The 1,263-nt window shown below is 49.3% G+C and carries 1 protein-coding gene; it reads left to right on the plus strand.

Features of this window, described 5'->3' with window-relative positions:
* Positions 1 to 31: 31 nt before the first annotated feature.
* A partial coding sequence (locus tag CXF95_RS26185; protein ID WP_101201403.1) for a transposase occupies positions 32 to 1,263 on the plus strand: 1,232 nt, incomplete at its 3' end.

A 1,263-nucleotide genomic window follows, 5' to 3' on the forward strand; every position in this document is an offset into this window, starting at 1 on the left:
ATCCACACACAACAAACGGCTAAGCGAAACAGTGAGTAAACCTTTTACAGATATTGATGGTCAGGCGCTGGAAGCGCTGATAGCCCGCGTGACTGAGGCCAAGGAAAACACCCTGGCGTTAAGTGAGCAAGACAGCCAGTTGTTATTGGATGCGTTGCTGACGTTGGCGAGTATGCAGGACCGTTTAACGCATCATAACGTTACTATTCATAAGTTACGAAAATTGCTGGGAATAGAGAAATCATCTGAGAAACAATCGGATGTCACGCCAAAAAAGCAAAAGCCCGCCAAGCCTCAAAAGCCTGGTAACAAGCGCCAGACCAGCGCCTCTTCAGATAAGGGATTTACGCCGGTCAAACCCACCGTGGTTATTCACCCGTTAACCACCATCAGTAAAGGGGATAATTGCCCAGAATGCCTCACCGGTAAGGTATATAAAACCGAGCCAGGCAGTTTCTTGCGGATCACCGGCCACAGTCCGTTTACGCCCGAGCAGCATGTGATGGAGCGAGTTCGCTGCAATACATGTGGGGCTTATTTCACGGCGGAGCTGCCACCGGACGTACTGCAAGAGGGCCCGGGGACCCGAAAATACGGTTATTCCGCGTGCGCCTTGATGGCGATCTACAAGTACTTCGCGGGGTTACCTTTTTACCGCCAGAGCAGTATTCAAAAGCTGTTGGGCGTGAAGATCAGCGCATCAACGGTGTTTGACCAGATTGAGCTGGTGTGCAATGCCATTTATCCGGTCTTTCACCACCTTTTAAATCTGTCTGCGGATGCCGTGCATTACGCCATTGATGACACCACACACCGAATTCTGGATGCTAAGCCCATTGAGAAAAAAATACGTAACAGTGATAAAACGCAGCTACGCAGTGGTGTGTATACCTCGGGTGTTATCGCTACCACGAAGAACAATCAACACATCGTGTTATTCGAAACCAATATCGGCCATGCCGGTGAATTTATTGACAGCATCTTACAAAACCGCAGTCAATCCAGTGCACAGCCCATTATTATGAGTGACGCACTTGCCAGCAACCGCCCGACGGTGAGGGAAACCATGGGATCGTTATGTAACAGCCATGCAAGGCGGCAGTTTGTTGATGTGATCAACCATTTCCCGGAAGAAGTTGAACATATTTTAACGCGCTATGGCGAGATCTGGTCACACGAACATCACGTAGAAGAGCAACAACTGAGCGTAGCCAAACGGCTTGAATATCACCAAACGCATTCGTTGCCCGTCATGGCAGAAAT

Origin of the sequence: Paraglaciecola sp. MB-3u-78 (assembly GCF_002835935.1) — a bacterium.
Classification (GTDB): Bacteria; Pseudomonadota; Gammaproteobacteria; order Enterobacterales; family Alteromonadaceae; genus Paraglaciecola.